This is a genomic window from Marinospirillum perlucidum (assembly GCF_003336805.1).
Lineage (GTDB): Bacteria > Pseudomonadota > Gammaproteobacteria > Pseudomonadales > Halomonadaceae > Marinospirillum > Marinospirillum perlucidum.
In genome coordinates this window covers 19,893-39,391 of record NZ_QFWJ01000010.1, presented here as the reverse complement: position 1 = coordinate 39,391, position 19,499 = coordinate 19,893, and the positions used below count along the sequence as shown (strand labels likewise).

Genomic DNA, 19,499 nt, shown 5'->3' with positions numbered 1-19,499 from the left:
ATCAAAATTTATTGGCGCAAGGCATCAACCAATTCGTACACAGCCAAAGCATACATACGGCTATGATTATAACGTGTAATCACGTAAAAATTGGGCAAACCTATCACAAAACGCTCCCCCTCTTCCAGCTTAAAAGCCATGGGCAGCACTTGAGTGGCCGTATCGAGATCAAGGGGCTCGCGGGGTAACAGCCCCTGCTGGATCACTTCTTCCAGGGGCAGGCGATCAAAACGGTTATGGCGCAAGTCTTGCAGAGGGCCTGCCTGGGACTCGAGATTGGCTTCCACAAGAATGCGCTGACCGGTTTGCCAGCCATGAGCTTTAAAATAGTTGGCTACCGAACCGATCGCATCCACCGGATTAGTCCAGATATCAATAAAGCCATCACCGCTGAAATCCACGGCAAAATCACGATAACTGGTGGGAATAAATTGCGGGTAGCCCATGGCACCTGCATAGGAACCCAGTGGCAAGCGAGGATTGAGGCCCTGCTGGCGGGTCAGATTCAGGAATTCGACCAGCTGGCTGCGAAAAAAGGCAGAGCGATCACGTGAAGCGGCTTCCGGATAATCAAAACTCAGGGTTGCCAAGGCATCGATCACGCGATGTCGTCCCTTGTTGCGTCCATAAAAGGTTTCAATGCCGATAATGGCCGCTATGACTTCAGCCTCCACTCCGTATTCTTCTTCAGCCCGGTTGAGGGTGGCAGCATACTTCTGCATAAACTCGCGACCGGCAGCAATACGTTGATTGGTGATAAAGATCTGGCGATATTCATGCCAGGCCAGAACTCTTTCTGCTGGGCGAGACATCAGATCACGAACGTCCTGACGCTGCTGGGCCTCGGAAAACAATTCCTCCAGCAGGAGACGATCAAAATCCCGCTCGGTCACCAGCTCATCAATAAAGGCTTCGACGTCCCGGCGCTGACTGGGATCATAAACACTGGCGGCAACCTGCCCACTCATCACCACCAAGAATAACACCAGAACACCAATCAACAAGTGGCTTTTTGAGTTCATACTGACAGCTCCCGGGCAGTCTATTTATTCAGCAAGCTATTATGGGTGTGGATAGACATGAGGACGCCAAAACCAGCCATGAGCGTCAAACTCGATGTCCCCCCGAAACTGACCAGTGGCAAGGGCACCCCGACAACCGGTAGCAGGCCACTGACCATGCCTATGTTAACAAAAACATACACGAAAAAGGTAAAAACCACCGCAGAAGCCAGGAGTCGACTGAAGGTTCCCACGGCTGACATGGCGATCAGCAGGCCCCGCCAGATAATAACCAGATAGAGTGCCAGCAGAAGGGTTACCCCGATCAGTCCGGTTTCTTCGGCAAGCACTGCAATAATAAAATCGGTATGCCTTTCGGGAAGAAATTCCAGGCGTGACTGGGTGCCTTCCAGCCAGCCCTTGCCCTGCAGCCCGCCAGAGCCGATCGCTGTAGTCGACTGGATAATATTCCAGCCGGTCCCCAGAGGATCTCTTTCCGGATTAAGAAAAGTCAGTACGCGATTGCGCTGGTAATCGTGCATTACCCACCAGAGAGCTGGCAAAGCAGAAAGCGCCAGGACCATAAACGAAAAGATGATGCGCCAGCTCAACCCCGCCATAAATAGCACCACCAGTCCGGCTGCCGCCACCAGCAGGGAAGTCCCCAGATCAGGTTGGCGGGCAATCAATAAAACCGGCAAAGCCAGAATACAGGCAGCAGCTCCCAAGTGTTTCCAACTGGGGGGAAGATGTCTTTGTGACAGGTAGGCCGCCAGCATCAAGGGCAAGGCTAACTTCATCATCTCCGAGGGCTGAAAACGGAAACCCGCCATCACCAGCCAGCGCTGCGCCCCCTTGGCATCAATCCCTATAATCAGAACAGCCACCAGTGCCAAAAGGGTCGCCAGGTAGACCCAGATGGCCCAGCGGCGCATATAACGTGGTGGTACCTGGGCTACGACCAGCATCACCACCAAGGCTAGGCCAAAACGATAGATTTGGGCCAGAGTGACCTGCATACTGCTGCCACTGGCACTATAAAGAATTAATAGTCCGCAGCCCATCAGGCCTAGCAAAGCAACCAACAGCCAACCATCCAAGTGGATTCGGGTTAGCAGCCCTTCCTTTTTTTTCAGGTGCAGGTGGGCACCTGGCAACTTCCATTGAAAATCACGGGGCATCACTCGCCTCCAGTTCAGCCAGGCGTTCAGGAGTTAAATAGGCATCAAACACTTCGCGGGCAATAGGAGCAGCGATTTTACTTCCACCACCCTTGGCATTTTCCACGATTATTGCCAGGGCGATCTGGGGGTTATCAGCCGGTGCAAAGCCCATAAACACGGCGTGATTGCGCATAAATTCGGGACGCTCTTCCGGGGGTAGCTGCTCGAACTCACGACTCAGGCTCACCACCTGAGAAGTCCCGGTTTTACCCGCTATGCGATAAGCCGCCCCTTCGCCCGAAAAGCGAGCCGTCCCCTCGTGTCCATGCAAGACCTCCTGCATGGCTTCATGAATAATATTCCAGTTTTGCGGGTCCATCACCGGAACAGGATCGCGCGCTTGTGCATCAGGAAATTCAGCGGCTTCTCCTTCTGCACTTTGCAGCAAACGCGGCCGGACCCATTCGCCCTTGTTGGCTAGAACAGCTGTAGCAGTAGCCAGCTGTAAGGGGGTCGTCAACCAATAACCCTGGCCAATCCCGGTACTCAGGGTTTGGCCGGGATACCAGAGCTCTTCCAGATTTTCACGCTTCCATTCACGACTGGGCACCAGCCCTTCACGTGCCCCCAGGACATCCAGGGAGGTTTGCTGACCAAAACCAAACTCGCGCATATAGGGCGCAATGCGATCGATGCCCAGCGCATAGGCCAGGCTGTAAAAGAAGGTGTTATTGGATACCTCGATTGAACGACGGATATCCACTTCACCGTGCCCGTTTCGCTTCCAGTTGCGGTAAAGGCGGTCATCATTGGGTAATTGGAAATAACCCGGATCTTCCATGGTCATATCAGGTTCAATGACTCCCATTTCCAAACCGGCCAAGCCCATGAAGGGTTTTACCACTGAACCGGGCGCATACTGCCCCCGGCTTGCGCGGTTAAACAGGGGCAGATTGCCGTCGTTGCGCAAGTCAGTAAAGGCCTGATCATCCAGGCTACCGACAAAGACATTGGGGTCAAAACTAGGTGAACTGACCAACGCCAGTATCCCACCTGTTGAAGGCTCAATAGCAACCAGACTGGCTTTACGACCCCGCAAGCTGGCATAAGCGACCTCTTGTAGTTGGCTATCCAGATGCAGCGTCAAATCCACGCCCGGACGCGGAGGTTCAGACTCCACCACCCTCAGCACCCGTCCGCGCGCATTGGTTTCGACGCGACGATAACCTACTTCGCCATGCAAGAGATTTTCATAGTGGCTTTCAACACCTGTTTTGCCAATATAGTGGGTACCCGAATAGGCCCGTCGATCCAGCTCTTCCAGATCTTCGGCACTGATACGGCCGACATAACCCAGAGCATGCGCCACAGCTTCACCAGCCGGATAGTGGCGTAACAACTGGGCAGATATCTCCACACCGGGGAGCAGGTGGCGATTAACGGCCAGAATAGCAATCTGTTTTTCGGTCAGCTGATCCAGCAATAAGGCCGGTTCGAAAGGTCTGCGACGATGGCGGCTTCGCTCCATCAGGGTGGCCTGACAATCAGCCTGCATTTCCAGAAAACTGCAGATCCGCCCCACCACTTCTTCAACATCCCCCGCCAACTCACGTGTCAGCGTCAGACTGTGACTGGGCAGATTATCCGCCAGCAGGCGACCGTTACGGTCGTAAATCAGACCACGGGTTGGTGGAATTGCCTCTACATTGGTCCGATTACGTTCGGATCGGGAAACATGCTGGTCATACTGAAAGACCTGCAGATAGGCCATGCGGAAAAAAAGTACAGCCATGAAAACCACAACGATCAAAAGCAGCAGGCGCGCACGAAACTGGAAAATCTGGTTTTCCTTTTCCGGATCTTTGATCTGTCTGCGAAATTCAGTCATGGTTCTTCAACGATGGTAAGGGTGGCCAGCCAGGAGGGTCCAGGCACGGTAAAGTTGCTCAGCCAGGAGCACCCTCACCAGTGGGTGGGGCAGGGTCAGGTCGGATAGCGACCAGCGCTCTTCGGCACGTGACAGGCATTCTTTGGAAAGACCATCCGGCCCGCCAATCAAAAGTACCAGATCGCGACCTTCCATGCGCCAGTTTTCGGCCTTGTCAGCCAGCTTCTCGCTACTCCAGGATTTGCCCTGCACATCCAGCGCGATCACTTTTTCCCGGTCCTTGATCCGGCCCAGCAATGCCTGAGTCTCCTTGGCAAGGGCTTTTTTGATATCACCACCACTGCGCCCCTGGCCGAGTGGTACTTCTTCGAATTCCACCCGGAAATCCGCCGGCAGCCGGCGGGTATAGTCTTCGACACCCTGATAAACCCAGGCTGGCATTTTCTGGCCTACAGCCAACACACGAATTTTCACACTCAAGCCTGTTTTTCAGCCAGGGAGAAGTCACCCCAGAGTTTTTCCAGATCATAGAAGGAGCGGGTTTCCGGCTGCATGATATGCACCAGCAGATCGCCCAGATCCACCAGCACCCAGTCTCCGGCATCCAGGCCTTCCAAACTCAGTGGCGTGACCCCGGCTTCTTTCAGTTGCGTCACCAGATTGGTGGCCAGAGCGCTCACCTGGCGCGAGGAAGTCCCCGAAGCGATCAGCATAAAGTCCGTGACGCTACTGGCTTCACGAACATCCAGTTCACAAACGTCTTTGGCTTTCAAATCTTCCAGTGCATTCAGCACCAGGCTTTTCAATTTTTCGACTTGCATAGTGTCTCTTGGGTTGGGCTAGAGAGGCTGCAGGAATACAGCTTGCGGGCAAACAGATAGTCTATCACTGCATCCGGCAGAAGGTAACGCACAGAGCGGCCTTCACTGAGCAGTTGACGAATACGGGTCGCAGAAATTTCCATGCTGGCAGGCAGTTTCAGACGCAGCAGCTTGCCAGCGGGCGCCAGGGTCAAGTCTTCCGGCTCCCGGGTTTGCTTGGCATCCAGCAGTTTTTGCAGAACTTGCCCGGGCGAGTCTTCTTCACCAGGGCGGTCGATGACCACCAGATGAGCCAACTCCAATAATTCGGAAAAACGTGACCAGGAGGGTAAACCCAGAAAGGCATCCCAGCCCAACACCAGCGCCAAAGGCTGCTTGCTGCCGTAGTCTTCGCGCAGGCTGATCAGCGTATCCACCGACCAGGAAGGCCCCGAACGCCTAAGTTCGCGGTCATCGGCAAAAAGCTGCGGTTCCCGGGCTACAGCCAGCTGCAGCAGGTTCATGCGATCCTCGGGGGTTGCTCCGGGCTGCCCCCGGTGGGGAGGCAGCTGACAGGGAATCATGTGCAAGCGTTTAACCGGCAGCGCCTGGGTCAACTCCACGGCTGTACGCAGGTGACCGTGATGCACCGGGTCAAAAGTACCCCCGTACATCATCACCAGTGGCTGGACAACAGACATGCAATCACTCGCGGATATGGCCATCACCCAGAACAACATACTTCTGAGAGGTCAGTCCCTCCAGCCCTACCGGGCCGCGGGCATGAATCTTGTCTGTGGATATACCGATTTCGGCACCCAGACCATATTCAAAGCCATCTGCAAAACGGGTCGAAGCATTAACCATAACCGAGCTGGAATCCACTTCGTTAAGAAAACGCCGGGCCAGGGTAAAATTCTCGGTTACTATGGCATCGGTGTGATGGGAGCCATACTGGTTGATATGCTCAATGGCGGCATCCAAGCTATCCACAATTTTAACGGCCAGCACGGGTGCCAGGTACTCACTGCTCCAGTCCGAATCGATAGCGGCCTGCATGCTGGGCACCAGCAAACGTGAACGCGAACAGCCACGCAGCTCGACCCCCTTTTCCGTATAGGCTTCCGCCAAAAGAGGAAGAAGGCTGGCCGCCTGTCCCTCGTGGATCAAAAGGGTTTCCATGGTATTGCAGGTGCCGTAGCGATGCGTCTTGGCATTGATGGCAATGGCTCGGGCTTTTTCTGGATCAGCCTGCTGATCAATATAAACATGACAGACGCCATCCAGGTGTTTGATCACGGGAATACGAGCATCCTCAGAAATGCGCTGAATCAGACTCTTGCCGCCACGCGGCACCAGCACATCGACATACTCGGTCATACCCAGCAGTTGACCGACGGCTTCACGATCTGTGGTTTCTACAACCTGAACGGCTGCTGCAGGCAAGCCAGCCTCTTCCAGGCCTTCCATGATGCATTCAGCAATAGCCTGGTTGGACTGGATAGCTTCCGATCCGCCCCGCAGGATCGCGGCATTGCCGGACTTCAAGCAAAGGCTGGCAGCTTCCACCGTCACATTGGGACGCGATTCGTAAATAATGCCAATCACCCCCAGAGGAACGCGCATCTTGCCCACCTGAATACCACTGGGGCGGTAATTCATCTCGGTCATAGCACCTACCGGATCGGGCAGTCCTGCTACTTGTTCTAGGCCCTCGATCATGGCATCAATGCGCGCAGGAGTGAGTTCCAGGCGGTCCATCAGGGCAGAATCCAACTGTTTGGCAGCCCCGGCGCGCATATCCTGGGCATTGGCTTCAAGCAGGGATTGACGGCGGGCATCCAGCCTTTTAGCCATGGCCAGAAGAGCAGCATTCTTGGTAGCGGTGGTGGTTGCGGCCATCTGACGAGAAGCTTGACGCGCCTGACGTCCCAGCTTCTGCATATAATCTGCAATATTCATCATGCATCTCTTTTCGAATCGATATTTTTTGTAGAGAAGGTGAGCTGCGTTCCATTATACGCAAGTAGAAGACTTTACCCTAGCCTTGTACTTTTAACCACGACCTTGACTGGTAAATTTGAAGCTAAATTTTATAGGGTATTTCCTTGCAGGATAACATTGAGTTACAATATGCTTGCCAGGGGAAGGTTCAGGTCAGCCATGAAGGCATAGCGACTTAATTAATTCATCACTCTACAACAAAGTAGTAGTGTTATAACTTAGGGTTTTTCCAGCTATGGGACTAGCAGAGTCCATACGCACATCTACCTGGTGCCAATTCATGGCAGGGTGTTTTTTCGCCCTCCTGGCTGGCTGGTGCGTATACGCTGACAAGCACACCCTCTCACTGATCTATCTTTCCGGTACTCTGCTATTCCTGGTCGCCAGTCTACCGACAAGTCTTATTAAACCAGCCCACCGCTATCGCCTGACGCTCTGGGTTTTTTGCGTTTATACGCTGGTCTCCTTGGCACTTTTGCTAACGCCAGAACATTACACTTCGCTGACTTTTCTCAGCTTGCATCTGGCTTTTCCTTTTATCGCCTTTGGCCTCTTAACCTTTCATACAGCCCTCTTTTTTGTTTTGGGTTTTGCACTACTGGCCAACCTGCTGGTCATGCTTCACCTGGAAGGCAGCCTACGCTTGACCTTCCTGGCTGCCATCTGGCTAATGACGCTTTTGACCTCGATCCATAGTTTTACTCATCACCTGCGCCAGCAAAACCTAAAAGAGCTTTTGAGTCGCGATCCAGTCACCGGCCTGTTTAATCGCAAACAACTCATCAATGATGTAAAAAAAGAACAACAGCGCGCCCAAAGGGAAGCAACATCCCTGGGTTTACTTAAGCTGACCACACCAAACAACGAACCCTGGACCAACAAACAAATCCAAGATGTCAGTCAGGCTTTTGCACCCTTCGAGCGCCTTTACTATTTCTCCAGTCAACGTCTGGCCGTTTTATTACCACTGGCTACAGACACCCAACTGGATAAAAGAACCCAAGAATTAATCGAGGTTTGTCCTGATATCCGCGTCGATGGCAGCCTTTGTGCTCTGGATGCCCTACCTGCCAGCCTTGTTTATCCGGATGCCGAACAGGCCAGGGAAGGAGAAGGATGAATCAGGTTTTCAGCCATCAACAACGACGGGTAACAGCAGGCCTTTATCTGATACTGGGCAGCGGCATGGGCCTGCTCGCCACCCAGGTCTATCTGGCCGGCTACTATGAAGCCATTCTGCTTCCTGCCCTGCTAACCCCCATACTGCTTGGGCTAGGCCTTCTGCGCTGGCAACTGGACAGCCGCTTCCGTCATGATCCTGCTGCCATTACTGCCTTGATCAGCCTCGGGGTGTTTCTGCTCCTTCAGCCCAACACTCTGTCCAGTTTCAGTCACTGGCATTTTGTCGGCCTGATCTACCCACTACTGGCCTTTTATCTGCTCCCTAATGGAGCATCTCTGGCCGTCAGCCTGCTTCTGCTGGCAGGCCTTTTGGGGCTGCGTCTAAAAAACCTGAGTCTGGAAAGTCAGCTGATTTTTGCTTTTGAATACCTGCTGCTCTTGAGTCTGGCCTGGTTCTACGAACTCAACATTAACCTGAAAACTCTCAAGCTGGAGAAGATGACCGGTCAGGACCAAGTCACCGGCCTGCTCAATGTCGAACATCTACAATCCCGGCTTTTAGCTGAAGTGGCCCGCTCACGTTCTACCCAGCGCCCTTTGGCCCTGCTGCTGATCGAACTGCACCAATACCCTCAGGTAAAAGAAGAATTGGGCTCCACCAGTGCGGATCGTTTTCTGCGTGAAGCCAGCGAACTAACCCTGCATACCTGCCGTACCGGTGATGAAGCCTACCGCCTGGATGACCTGACCCTCCTGCTGCTGCTACCCAACACCACCATCAATGGTGCCCTAGTCTTGAGAGAAAGGCTTTATCACCACCTGTTGCAGGAAGTGATTTGTGATCTGGGACCTCTGGACACCTCCATCACTCCGCTGGTCTTACAGCCGGGTGAAAACTGGCAGCAACTCTGGCAGCGCATTGGCAACAGCTGTTATCACACCCTGAGTGAGCGGGTCAGTGATCAATTAGACTCAGAAGAAGCTTCTCCCCAACGTTGAATCAACTGCTGGGGCAGACCCAACTGATCCAGCACACGTGCCACCACAAAATCGACCAGGTCATCTACCTGCTGAGGTTGATGATAAAAACCCGGACTGGCTGGCATCACCACCGCCCCCATCTGGGTCAACTTAAGCATCTGCTCCAGATGTACCTGATGCAGGGGCATCTCGCGAGTTACGATTAACAGCTGGCGTCTCTCCTTGAGCGCTACATCTCCTGCCCGTTCAATCAGATTATTACTCGCCCCGGTTGCCAAAGCTGACAGGGTTCCCCCTGAACAGGGACAGATCACCATGCTGGAAGCAGCACCAGAACCGGAAGCTGCCGGGGCAAACCAATCTTCACGACCATAGGCTTTAACTTGACCAGGCAGCTGGGAAAAACGCTCCGCCAGAACTTGGGTGAGCTTATCGGGGTTGGCCGGTAATTCTTCGGATGTTTCTGTGGCAATCACCAAATGCGCCGCCTTGGAGATCATCAGATCCACCTGACAGCCTGCGGCCAACAGGCACTCCAGCAAGCGCAAACCATATTGAACACCTGAAGCCCCGGTCAGAGCCAGGGTGACTCGCTTTGTCGCTGTCTCAATCATGCTTGCCCCTCCTCATCCAAAGCAGCCAAAAGCTGTTGGTGCAGACCACCAAAACTGCCATTACTCATCAACACCAGACAATCGCCGGGCTGCGCTTCCCTGACCAGCGCAGCTTTGAGTTCAGCCAGATCGGTAAAATTCTTACCGATTTCCAGATCAGCGGGTGACCAGCTCATCTGCTCATTCTGGTACCAAAACACCTGATCGGCAGCCGCGACCGAATCAGCCAGACGAGAGCGCAGAGTACCTAGTTGCATGGTGTTGGATCTTGGCTCGATCACCGCCAAGAGACGTCCCTGACAGCGCGGCTTCATGCCTTCAAGGCTGGTGGCAATCGCCGTGGGATGATGAGCAAAGTCATCAAAAAGCTGGATGCCCTTTACTTCACCCAGTTTTTCCATGCGTCGCTTGACTCCCTGGAAGTCAGCCAGGGATTCCAGAGCCTGTTCAGGCAGGATGCCAACATGACGGGCAGCGGCCACTGCAGCCAAGGCGTTGTGGATATTATGCTCACCGGAAAGGGACCATTGGACCTCTCCCAGGATTTGTCCCTGATAACTAACGCTGAAATGCGAGGCATCCTCGCTGAGTTTTTGTGCCTGCCAGTCACCTGTCTGCAGACCCAGCGTTTGGGTGGGCGTCCAGCAACCACGATCCAGAACCTCTGTCAGGGCTTGGGAAGCGGCTGGATAAATAATCTGCCCCTGTTCGGGCAACAAACGTACCAGATGATGAAACTGGGTTTGAATCGCTGCCAGATCGGCAAAGATATCGGCATGATCAAACTCAAGATTATTCATGACCAGGGTGCGTGGCGAGTAGTGAACAAACTTGGAGCGCTTGTCAAAAAAGGCGGTGTCGTATTCATCCGCTTCTATGACAAAGAAAGAGCTCCCTCCCAGGCGGGCCGATACAGGAAAATTCCCTGGCACTCCACCAATCAGAAAACCGGGATTGAGACCAGCCGCTTCCAGAATCCAGGCCAGCATTGAAGCGGTTGTTGTTTTGCCGTGGGTGCCAGCCACAGCCAGTACCCAGCGCGCTTCCTGCTCCTGTCCGCGAAGCAGGGCGGTATGTAACCACTCGGGGCCGGAGGTATAAGGCAAGGCCGAATTCAGCAGGGCTTCAACACAGGGCAGCCCGCGGCGCATGACATTGCCAACGATCACCAGATCCGGTGAAAAAGTGGCCGGGTCATAATCAAATCCCTGGTGAAGCTCGATTCCGGCTGCAGCCAGCTGATCGCTCATGGGTGGATAAACCTGACGATCCGAACCACTGACCTCATGCCCCATTTCCCGGGCGAGGATGGCTAGAGATCCCATAAAAGTGCCGCAGATTCCCAGAAAATGCAGGTGCATAAAAGACTTGCGCCTCCCTGACAGGCATTAAAAAGACGCAGTTTAGCATGCCAAAATAAAAAGCGTGGCTGGAGTCACAAAGAGGTCATGCAGGCGCTGAGAGAATCCGTTAAAATGCGCAGAATTTTTCCGCAATTGCTGTCCGACAGCGACAAAATCAACCAGCAGGAGCTCTCTTCCCTATGGCGAAGCAAAACGCCTTCTACGCCCAATCCGGCGGTGTAACCGCAGTCATCAATGCCAGCGCCTGTGGCGTGATCGAAACGGCCCGCAAGAACAACGACCAGATCGGCACTGTCTACGCAGGTCGCAATGGTATCCTTGGTGCCCTGACCGAAGAATTGATCGACACCTCGTCTATCAGTGACGAAGAAGTCCAGCAGTTACGCCATACTCCCGGTGGTGCTTTTGGCTCCTGCCGCTACAAGCTCAAGGACATAGAAACTCACCGTACTCAGTACGAGCGCTTGATCGAAGTCTTCAAAGCTCACGATATCGGCTACTTTTTCTACAATGGCGGTAATGATTCTGCTGACACCTGTCTGAAGGTAGCCCAGCTCGCTGAATCCATGAACTACCCGCTCAAGGCCGTGCATATCCCCAAAACTGTGGACAATGACCTGCCCGTGACCGACAACTGCCCCGGTTTTGGTTCTGTAGCCAAGTATATTGCCGTGTCCACCCGTGAAGCAGCCATGGACATTGCCTCCATGTCGGCAACCTCCACCAAGGTATTTATTCTGGAAGTCATGGGTCGTCACGCTGGCTGGATTGCCGGAGCCGGTGGTCTGGCTGGCCAGAAGGAAGGCGAAGCTCCTCACCTGATCATCTTCCCGGAAATTCCCTTTGATCGTGCCACCGTCATGGCGCGCGTGGATGATTGCGTCAAGAAATACGGCTACTGCGTGATCGTGATTTCCGAAGGTGCCCGCTATGCCGATGGCACCTTCCTGGCCGATGCCGGTACCACCGATGCCTTTGGCCACAAGCAACTGGGCGGTGTTGCACCTACCCTGGCCGGTATGGTCAAACAGGATCTGGGCTACAAGTACCACTGGGCCGTTGCTGACTATCTGCAGCGCTCCGCCCGCCACCTGGCTTCTGCCACTGATGTTGCCCAGGCTTATGCTGTGGGTGAAGCCGGTGTTCGTCTGGCTCTGGAAGGCAAGAATTCCGTCATGCCCACCATTGTTCGTGCCAGCGAAACCCCCTACAAATGGGAAATCGGTGAAGCCTGCCTGTCCGATATTGCCAATGTCGAGAAATTCATGCCACGCGACTACATCACTCCCGATGGCTTTGGTATTTCCCAGGCAGGACGCGACTATCTGGAACCCCTGATCCAGGGCGAGGACTATCCTCCTTATGAAGGTGGTATGCCTCGTTATGTCGAGCTGAAGCATCAGTTGGCAGAAAAGAAACTGCCCGATTTCCAGCCCTGAAGCAGAAATCGATCAGGCCGCCAGCAGGCGGCCTTTTTTATAAGCGGCTGTTTTGACGAAAGATCAGCGAACAACTAGCCTGAAAGCCAAATTCTTTGACAGGGGAGACTCGAATGCAATACCTGCACACCATGCTGCGCGTCAGCAACCTGGATGCCACCCTGCACTTCTTCTGTGATCTTCTAGGGCTGAAGGAAATCAGCCGCAAGGATAACGACAAGGGGCGCTTTACTCTGGTTTTTCTGGCCGCACCCGAGGATGAAGCCCGCGCCCTGGAAGACAAGGCCCCGATGGTCGAGCTCACCTATAACTGGGACCCGGAAGAATATACCGGTGGGCGCAACTTCGGCCACCTGGCTTATCGGGTTGAGGATATCTACGCACTCTGCGAAAAGCTGCAAAATGCAGGTGTAACCATCAAACGCCCGCCCAGAGATGGCCACATGGCTTTTGTTGCCACCCCGGATGGAATTTCCATTGAATTACTGCAAAAGGGTGATGCCCTGCCCCCCAAGGAACCCTGGGCGAGTATGGAAAATACCGGCAGCTGGTAATCAGTTTTTCTCCAATACTACAAAGGCCAGCGCCATATCCTTTTCATCAGTTATGGACAGGTGAATCGCATCCACCTGTTTGTTGCTGGCCAGCTCGGCTGCCTTGCCGGAAATCTTCAGGCAAGGCTTGCCCAGCTCATCATTACTCACTTCCAGCTGTTGCCAGCTTAAGCCCCAGCGCAGCCCGGTACCTAGCGCCTTGAGGAAAGCCTCCTTGGCAGCAAAACGCTTGGCCAGAAAAGCCGCTGGATTAGCGGCCTCTTGCAAGCCTTGCTGTTCAGCCGGAGTGAGTAAACGCCGGGCAATGGATTCACCGCGTCGCTCCAAGAGCGCAGCAAAGCGCTCAATACGAGCCAGATCGGTTCCGATACCTACCAGCATCAGTCGCGGAAATTGTTGAACTGCAGCGGCATATCCAGCTCAGCACCCTTGAGAAGGGCAATCACTTGCTGGAGGTCATCACGCTTCTTACCCGTTACTCGTACCTGGTCACCCTGAATCTGGGCCTGCACCTTGATCTTGGCATCCTTGATTTTCTTAACGATCTTCTTGGCCAGATCACTATCAATGCCTTCGCGCAGCTTCACCGGCATGCGTGCCGTTTTGTTGGCCTCAACCACCTCACCTTCTTCCAGACAAGCCAGATCGATTCCCTTGCGCACCAATTCGTTACGCAGAATATCCAGCAGTTGTTGGACCTGGAATTCGGCTTCGGCATGGATGATGACATCATGATCACCCTGAAACTCAAAGCGGGCATCCACTCCCTTGAAATCAAAACGGTTACCCACCAGGCGATTGGCCTGATCCACAGCATTAGTCAACTGGTGCTTATCCAGCTCCGAAACCACATCAAAAGAAGGCATAAAGGCTCCATCAACAAATAAAATAGCTGGGATGATTATACCCGGCTTATCGGATGGCAGGAAAGGAAACCAAATTTCATCAAACTAGCCTTTTTGTGCAGCGACGACTGATGGCTTCTCAGGACAAGGAATCCCAACAGGCTACTACCAAGGGTATCTCGGGTTAGTGCTTGCACTCCTGCATGAGTGGCGGTATTGTGCCCGCCTTCGGCTAGGAGACAAAAATGCAAGAACGTAGTTGGTATGTTATTCAGTGCAAGGCAAAAGAATCCTTCCGTGCCGCCGAGAATCTGGAAAATCAGGGCTACCGGGTCTTTCACCCCTACATCCAAGTCGAAAAAATGCGCCAGGGTAAAATACGTCTGGTGGATGAACCCCTGTTTCCCTATTACCTGTTTATTCACCTGAGTGATGTTGCCGACAACTGGCGGCCTCTGCGCTCAACCCGTGGTGTACTCAAGCTGGTGAGTTTTGGCCAGACACCCGTAAAGGTTGAAGATGAGCTGATTAGTCAGTTACAGGAACGGATCAACCCCGAACCGCAAGACTATCTGAAAGCGGGCGATCAGGTCTTGATTGAAGAAGGGCCTTTCAAAGGGCTGAATGCCATCTTCCAGTCCAAGAAGGGTGAAGAAAGGGTCATCCTGTTATTGAATCTGCTACAAAAACAGCAGCGCTTGGAAGTACCCGTCAAATCGGTCAAACCACTTAAATAATTACTTCACTTTTTTATTCAGTCTCTGCCTTGAGACGCTGATAGAGCTTCTGGCTTTGCGTCAGCTTTAGCCCCAGGGGTTTGGCTGCCTTGAGCAGTGCGCCAGTAATATAGTCAATCTCGGTTTTGCGACCGGCCTCAACATCCTGCAGCATGGAGGAACGATTACTGGCCGTTGCCAGGATCACCTGCTCCACTCGATAAGCCAAGCCACCTTCCGGCTCAGGAATTCCCAAGCGTTTAAAGACTGCCAGCACTTCCTTGACCAGTCGCTCCACCAGGGGTTTAAAGTCGCGACCGGCCAGGGCTCCATTTTCTACTCGGTAAACAGCCGTCACCGGATTGATCACGGCATTGATTGCCAGCTTGTGCCAGAGCACCGGGCGTATGGGTTCGGCTTCCTCGGCATCCAAACCAGCAATGGTCAAGCGGGTAACCCAGGCAGCGGCTGCCTTCTTATTGGGGCCTGACCAGTGTCCCAAGAGGGTCTTGCCTTTACCAGCGTGCATCACAGCAGCTGGGCTTTCCAGATAAGCACCTTCGGTCACACTGGCTGCCAGGAGGGTTTGCCCTGGCTGCAGACAGGCGGCCAGTTCAGCCTGGCTACCCATACCATTTTGCAGCATCAGAATTTCTGCATCCTCACTCAGGCAGTCTTGCCATTGTTGGAAGGCGGTGGCCGCCTGGCCGGCTTTGGTGGCAATAATCAGGTGATGAACATCGGACAGGGATGCCGGTGAGCTGACTACCCGCATGAACTGGCGTTTGGCCAGACCCGCCGGGCTTTCCCTGAGGGTAACGCCCAGACTCAAGGCCGCAGCCCTCTGCGGCCGTACCAAAAGAGTCACCGAACGCCCCATTCGTGCCAGGCGTGTGGCATACAGCAGACCCAGTGAGCCCGCGCCCAGAATACAGATGCCTTGTTCACTCATGCATTAACCTATTTGCTGTCTTGCTTTGATCAGGGCCCGGTACCATTCTCGTTTGAGGGCAATCACCCGGGGTGGACGCAAACTCAGGAAGCTGACCGGACCATTGCCGCTACTGGCTTCATAATTGGACAGCATCTCCAGCATCTGCGGGCGCGCTCCATAGGCTTCGATCAGGAAATTCATGGCTTCTTCGGTCAACTCCACCCGGTAGTGTTTGACCAGGGCCACAGCCAGTCTTTCTGCTGCGTGGCTCATATCCTGCTGTACTTCCTTGGCCATGGATGCACCCAAAGCCGCTTTTTCCGCCGCACTCATGTCCGGCTCCAATCCGCCCAGGTAGGTAGCATTGGTGGCATTGAGTCCTCGCTGCACCGAAGGCCGGGACAGATGGATATGCGGCTCCAGAGCCAGAGCCACTTCCACCGCCAGCTGCCGTGCGCCTTCCAGCGTCAAGGGGCGGGAGCGACCATTGTGACGGGTAAAAAAGCGCCGTCCGCGTTTTTCCAGCTGCTCACCTTCCAGGTAGCGTACCAGATGCTGGCAGACGGCCACCTTTTCTTCATCGGTCAGCCAGGTGATTTTTTCCAGGATCCGTAAACCCATGCGACCCGGTCCCAAGCGCAGCTTGCTGGCCTGATCGCCAAATTTTTCCGCCAGCTGGTTCCAGTCTTCCGAAGCTTCCAGCAACCCCGCATGGGCCTTGCCCAGGTGCTGGTAACCCTGGCGGGCAGCTTTATAGAGATTCAGGCTCTTGCCCAGGATATCGGCTTTTTCACGCAGTTCTGCCTTGCTCTTGTGGGGTTGGAAGCGCGCCAGACGTGCCAGTTCGCTAACCTCGCGGGCCAGACGGTCGAGAATCTCTTCAATACGTACCACCAGCTCCTGTGCCGAAAGACCATTGGGCAGGGTTTCGTGATTGGCCTCGTCGGTTTCCACCAGAAAACTGGCCAGGGCACGCAGACGGTTACTGCCACTGGCCTGAGCAATGCGGTACTGACTGCGTTTCTGCTCCAGGTCATCCAGCGCCCGCGCCAGCTTCCACTGCCCGGAATAGTTGAAGATCAGCAACGGAATTTCCCGGCCATTGATCAATTCGAACGCCAGGATCAGCATCTCCTCGACATCCTGAAGGGTCATCAATAGCAGATTGTCTTCTTCGATGGCGGCCAGAACCCTTTCGATAAAAAATTCGTCTCTGGGCACCCCCTTTTCCAACTGCTGGGATTCGCCATTAAAGCGGTCACGGAGCACATTAGCGGCCTCAGGTGAAACCTCCTGCAACCATTCCAGAGCCATATCGATGCGTTCGCCATGTTGACGATTCAAATCTCGCACCCGGGAATAGAGACCAGCCCGGCGATAGGTTTCAATCCGCCCCAGGATCTTGGCCAGCTCACTGTCACCCGTCAGCTCCTGGGCAGCAAAGGCGACACCATCAGGGGTCAATTCAATTCGCTTGAGCAGTTGCAGAGCCGCTTCCCGCTGACGGGCCTCACCTTCTTCGAAGCTTTCCACCATCAGGTCGCGCACAGCCAGTATCAGATCCGCCAGCTTGTCGATGGCTTCACTGACATCCTGCTGGGCCTGCTCTTGAACATGACCACGCGTCATGTCGTAGATGACCTTGGCACTAAACGCCACCAGACCGGAAAAAAGGGTGAACAGAAAAAAGTAGAGGAGGGTTTGACCAGGCGGGGTTTTTCCGTAGGCGGCATAAAACCCGCCATACAGCCCCAGCAGCGTCACCGGGCCGGCCGTCCAGATAATACTCAGCAGATTGCGAGTCCAGTGGATACGGTGCACCACCCGACTGATACGCTCAATCTGTTCGTTCCCCTCACGATCCAGGGAAACCCTAGCCGGTTCATGAGGATCACGGCTTTTGCGTCTGAGCCACTTCACTGCTTGCTCTCACCTTCATCTACTTGAGTCTCAGGATCACCCTCTCTGGCTTCAGCCTGACGCACTTGTATCGGGGCCGGAAAATAGCGCATCAGCACCCAGAGCAGCGGCAAGCCTACCAGAGCGATGATGGCGGTCAGAATGAAGAAAAGCGCCCAATCGCCACCCAGTTCGTCGACCATCCAGCCACTGGTAGCAGACAGCCAGATGCGGGCAAGATTCCCCAGAGAAGCCAGCAGAGCGTACTGGGTTGCAGTATAGGCAGAATTGCACAGACTGGAGAGATAGGCGACAAAAGCCACGGTTACCAGCCCCGTGGTAAAATTATCCGTGGCCAGAGCAGTGATAAAAACGAGCCAGGATTGACCGGAAACGGCCAGCCAGGAATAGGTCAGGTTGGTCACGGCAGTCGCCAGACCTGAATACAGCAGTGCCTTGAGCAGACCGACCCGGGCTACCAGCACCCCACCCAGCAGGATGCCGAGAATATTGGCAGTAAAGCCATAGATTTTGGCTACTTCTGCAATTTCCGTCAGGCTGAATCCCATTTCCCGGTAGAAAACACCCGACATCCGCCCCAGCAGAGCATCACCCAGCTTGAATACGAAAATAAAGACAAGAATCCAGATCCAACCGCGGCGCCGGGTAAATTCGGCAAAGGGAGCAATCAGGCTGACATAGATCCAGCCCAGTAGATGCCGGATCCTGGTGGGCAGCTCACGCCAACGCTCCAGATAAGCCAGAGCGCGGGATTCCTCCTCCAGGGTTTCTGCCGGTGGGGGCTGCTGGGGCTCGGGGCTGCTCAAAATAGCCAGTATCCCCACCAGGATACCCAGTGCCAGGAAGAAGTAGGAGCCCTGCCAGCCCAGCAGATCAGCCAGATAAAGACCGCCTGCGGCCCCGACCAGAGTTCCCCCCAGGTGCCAGCCCCAGATGGCCACGGCAGAACCACTCCCGTATTGATGGGGCTCAAGGATTTCAATGCGATAGGCATCAATAACTATATCCTGGGTAGCTGATACCAGGGTGACAAACAACACTGCCACGGCGACCAGTAGAAGGTTTTCATCCGGCCGGGTCAGCGACAGGCAGATAATTGCCAGCATCAGTAGCAACTGGGTAAACAGAGCCCAACCACGTCGACGCCCCAGACGTGCGGTAAAGAAGGGCAATTGCAAACGGTCCACCAAGGGGGCCCAGAGGAAATTGATGGCGTAGGGCGTGGCTGCCAGGGCAAAAAGGCCGATATCCGTGCGGCTCACCCCCAGGTCACTCAACCAAATGGATAGATTGGAAAAAACCAGAGGCGCAGGCAGACCGCTGGAAAAGCCCAGCGCCAGAAGAGTCAGCAGCCGCCGTTCACGATAGGTGGCTGACCAGTCGGCCAGCCTTGTTATCCAGGTGGCCGCCATCAGCGGCTGGTTTGGGCGCGCTGGATTAGCTGCTGCATTTCCTTCACCGCAGCATCCAGACCCACAAAGAGTGAATGGGCAATCAGGGCATGACCGATATTCAACTCATGGATGCCCGGCAGCGCAGCGACTGGCTCGACATTATGATAATGCAGGCCATGACCGGCATTAACGACCAGTCCTTTACTCAGGGCGTGCTCGAGTCCCTTTTCCAGACGCGCCAGTTCACTGCGGGCTTGTTCAGGACTAGAGGCCTCGGCATAGGCACCGGTATGCAACTCGATGGTGGGTGCACCTACGGCCGCAGCCGCATCAATTTGCTCGATTTCCGGGTCGATAAACAAGGAAACATCTATGTCGGCTGCAGCCAGGCGCTGACAGACTTCTTGCATGCGGGGTTTCTGGCTGGCGACATCCAGGCCACCTTCCGTGGTCAGTTCTTCACGTTTTTCCGGCACTAGGCAGACATGCTCAGGGCGGATTTTTTCGGCAAAATCCAGCATGAAATCGGTCACCGCCATTTCAAAATTCATCCGCGTTTGCAGCACTTGGCGAATCAGCTCCACGTCTCTTTCCTGAATGTGCCGACGGTCTTCTCGCAAATGCAGGGTAATGCCGTCAGCACCAGCCTGTTCAGCCGCCAGAGCAGCCTGGACAGGGTCCGGATAGAGGGTTCCCCGGGCCTGGCGCAGGGTGGCTACATGATCAATATTGACGCCTAATAATACCCGCTGATGCATGT

Annotated in this window: 20 protein-coding genes; 5 read left to right on the top strand and 15 right to left on the bottom strand. The window is 54.4% G+C overall.

Translation table 11 applies throughout. The annotated features are described in order from the left end of the window. Nucleotides 1-8: 8 nt before the first annotated feature. From mltB to DFK18_RS11885, 7 genes are read right to left on the bottom strand one after another with little or no spacing between them, the layout of a single operon-like run. Nucleotides 9-1,022 carry a lytic murein transglycosylase B gene (gene mltB, locus DFK18_RS11915; RefSeq protein ID WP_218563954.1) on the bottom strand — a complete coding sequence of 338 codons (1,014 nt, stop codon included), beginning with the start codon at nucleotides 1,020-1,022 and terminating at the stop codon, nucleotides 9-11. Nucleotides 1,023-1,042: 20 nt separating this feature from the next. Then, nucleotides 1,043-2,182, bottom strand: coding sequence for a rod shape-determining protein RodA (rodA, locus tag DFK18_RS11910; RefSeq protein WP_114418490.1), 1,140 nt, complete (start codon nucleotides 2,180-2,182; stop codon nucleotides 1,043-1,045). After that, nucleotides 2,172-4,052, bottom strand: coding sequence for a penicillin-binding protein 2 (gene mrdA, locus DFK18_RS11905; protein WP_114418489.1), 1,881 nt, complete (start codon nucleotides 4,050-4,052; stop codon nucleotides 2,172-2,174). Before mrdA ends, rodA begins: the two co-directional genes overlap by 11 nt. A 6-nt stretch (nucleotides 4,053-4,058) precedes the next feature. Beyond that, entirely contained in the window at nucleotides 4,059-4,526 is a 468-nt protein-coding gene (gene rlmH / locus DFK18_RS11900; RefSeq protein WP_114418488.1) for a 23S rRNA (pseudouridine(1915)-N(3))-methyltransferase RlmH, read from the bottom strand. A gap of 2 nt (nucleotides 4,527-4,528) precedes the next feature. Beyond that, nucleotides 4,529-4,873: a ribosome silencing factor gene (rsfS, locus tag DFK18_RS11895; RefSeq protein WP_114418487.1), complete on the bottom strand. Its 345-nt coding sequence runs from the start codon at nucleotides 4,871-4,873 to the stop codon at nucleotides 4,529-4,531. Continuing rightward, entirely contained in the window at nucleotides 4,855-5,553 is a 699-nt protein-coding gene (nadD, locus tag DFK18_RS11890; protein WP_114418486.1) for a nicotinate-nucleotide adenylyltransferase, read from the bottom strand. The genes rsfS and nadD overlap by 19 nt, the downstream gene beginning before the upstream one ends. A gap of 4 nt (nucleotides 5,554-5,557) precedes the next feature. After that, nucleotides 5,558-6,814, bottom strand: coding sequence for a glutamate-5-semialdehyde dehydrogenase (locus DFK18_RS11885; RefSeq protein ID WP_114418485.1), 1,257 nt, complete (start codon nucleotides 6,812-6,814; stop codon nucleotides 5,558-5,560). A gap of 322 nt (nucleotides 6,815-7,136) precedes the next feature. Here DFK18_RS11885 and DFK18_RS11880 point away from each other — a divergent pair, with 322 nt between their 5' ends. Then, nucleotides 7,137-7,976 carry a GGDEF domain-containing protein gene (locus DFK18_RS11880; RefSeq protein ID WP_114418484.1) on the top strand — a complete coding sequence of 280 codons (840 nt, stop codon included), beginning with the start codon at nucleotides 7,137-7,139 and terminating at the stop codon, nucleotides 7,974-7,976. Then, on the top strand, nucleotides 7,973-8,977 hold the full coding sequence (locus tag DFK18_RS11875) for a GGDEF domain-containing protein (protein WP_114418483.1): 1,005 nt from the start codon (nucleotides 7,973-7,975) through the stop codon (nucleotides 8,975-8,977). The genes DFK18_RS11880 and DFK18_RS11875 overlap by 4 nt, the downstream gene beginning before the upstream one ends. Here the strand turns inward: DFK18_RS11875 and DFK18_RS11870 are convergent. Beyond that, nucleotides 8,941-9,573 carry a flavin prenyltransferase UbiX gene (locus DFK18_RS11870; RefSeq protein WP_114418482.1) on the bottom strand — a complete coding sequence of 211 codons (633 nt, stop codon included), beginning with the start codon at nucleotides 9,571-9,573 and terminating at the stop codon, nucleotides 8,941-8,943. The genes DFK18_RS11875 and DFK18_RS11870 overlap by 37 nt on opposite strands. Next, nucleotides 9,570-10,934 carry a UDP-N-acetylmuramate:L-alanyl-gamma-D-glutamyl-meso-diaminopimelate ligase gene (mpl, locus tag DFK18_RS11865; RefSeq protein WP_114418481.1) on the bottom strand — a complete coding sequence of 455 codons (1,365 nt, stop codon included), beginning with the start codon at nucleotides 10,932-10,934 and terminating at the stop codon, nucleotides 9,570-9,572. The genes DFK18_RS11870 and mpl overlap by 4 nt, the downstream gene beginning before the upstream one ends. Nucleotides 10,935-11,116: 182 nt before the next feature. Here mpl and DFK18_RS11860 point away from each other — a divergent pair, with 182 nt between their 5' ends. Both DFK18_RS11860 and DFK18_RS11855 read left to right on the top strand, forming a co-directional pair. Beyond that, nucleotides 11,117-12,376, top strand: a complete 1,260-nt coding sequence (locus DFK18_RS11860) for a 6-phosphofructokinase (protein ID WP_114418480.1) — start codon at nucleotides 11,117-11,119, stop codon at nucleotides 12,374-12,376. Between the two features lie 113 nt (nucleotides 12,377-12,489). Beyond that, the gene (locus DFK18_RS11855) at nucleotides 12,490-12,930 is read left to right on the top strand and encodes a VOC family protein (RefSeq protein ID WP_114418479.1); all 441 of its coding nucleotides are present in this window, start codon (nucleotides 12,490-12,492) and stop codon (nucleotides 12,928-12,930) included. On the opposite strand, the gene acpS is transcribed toward DFK18_RS11855, so the two are convergent. Next, on the bottom strand, nucleotides 12,931-13,311 hold the full coding sequence (gene acpS / locus DFK18_RS11850) for a holo-ACP synthase (RefSeq protein ID WP_178006188.1): 381 nt from the start codon (nucleotides 13,309-13,311) through the stop codon (nucleotides 12,931-12,933). Then, complete coding sequence (locus DFK18_RS11845; RefSeq protein ID WP_114418477.1) at nucleotides 13,311-13,796, bottom strand: YajQ family cyclic di-GMP-binding protein; 486 nt, start codon at nucleotides 13,794-13,796, stop codon at nucleotides 13,311-13,313. Before DFK18_RS11845 ends, acpS begins: the two co-directional genes overlap by 1 nt. A 224-nt stretch (nucleotides 13,797-14,020) precedes the next feature. Between DFK18_RS11845 and rfaH the strand changes: the two genes are divergently transcribed. After that, nucleotides 14,021-14,512: a transcription/translation regulatory transformer protein RfaH gene (rfaH, locus tag DFK18_RS11840; RefSeq protein WP_114418476.1), complete on the top strand. Its 492-nt coding sequence runs from the start codon at nucleotides 14,021-14,023 to the stop codon at nucleotides 14,510-14,512. A 13-nt stretch (nucleotides 14,513-14,525) separates the two neighbouring features. Here rfaH and DFK18_RS11835 read toward each other — a convergent pair whose 3' ends face one another. From DFK18_RS11835 to pdxJ, 4 genes are read right to left on the bottom strand one after another with little or no spacing between them, the layout of a single operon-like run. Further along, nucleotides 14,526-15,443, bottom strand: coding sequence for a ketopantoate reductase family protein (locus tag DFK18_RS11835; protein WP_114418475.1), 918 nt, complete (start codon nucleotides 15,441-15,443; stop codon nucleotides 14,526-14,528). A gap of 3 nt (nucleotides 15,444-15,446) precedes the next feature. Continuing rightward, nucleotides 15,447-17,345, bottom strand: coding sequence for a hypothetical protein (locus tag DFK18_RS11830; protein WP_114418474.1), 1,899 nt, complete (start codon nucleotides 17,343-17,345; stop codon nucleotides 15,447-15,449). Continuing rightward, the gene (locus tag DFK18_RS11825) at nucleotides 17,342-18,757 is read right to left on the bottom strand and encodes an AmpG family muropeptide MFS transporter (protein ID WP_114418473.1); all 1,416 of its coding nucleotides are present in this window, start codon (nucleotides 18,755-18,757) and stop codon (nucleotides 17,342-17,344) included. The genes DFK18_RS11830 and DFK18_RS11825 overlap by 4 nt, the downstream gene beginning before the upstream one ends. Beyond that, entirely contained in the window at nucleotides 18,757-19,497 is a 741-nt protein-coding gene (pdxJ, locus tag DFK18_RS11820) for a pyridoxine 5'-phosphate synthase (RefSeq protein ID WP_114418472.1), read from the bottom strand. The genes DFK18_RS11825 and pdxJ overlap by 1 nt, the downstream gene beginning before the upstream one ends. Nucleotides 19,498-19,499: the final 2 nt, after the last annotated feature.